We start from the raw sequence: 262 nt of genomic DNA on the forward strand, positions 1-262 counted from the left end.
CTGATGCTCGACGAAAACGGCATGATCTTCGACGACGGCGTGACCGTGCGCCTCGCCGACCAGCACTACATGATGACGACCACGACCGGTGGCGCCGCGCGCGTGCTGACGTGGCTCGAACGCTGGCTGCAAACCGAATGGCCCGACATGCGCGTGCGCCTCGCGTCGGTCACCGATCACTGGGCGACCTTCGCCGTGGTCGGCCCGAATAGCCGCAAGGTCTTGCAAAAGGTTTGCCACGACATCGACTTCGCGAACGCGG

Annotated in this window: 1 protein-coding gene; it reads left to right on the forward strand. The window is 64.9% G+C overall.

What is annotated here, in order from left to right:
• The coding region (locus SB822_RS58170; protein WP_410859252.1) for a hypothetical protein at positions 1-262 on the forward strand (262 nt) is incomplete at both ends.

It is taken from the genome of Paraburkholderia sp. SIMBA_054 (genome assembly GCF_046534875.1).
In the GTDB taxonomy this organism is placed as follows: domain Bacteria; phylum Pseudomonadota; class Gammaproteobacteria; order Burkholderiales; family Burkholderiaceae; genus Paraburkholderia; species Paraburkholderia hospita.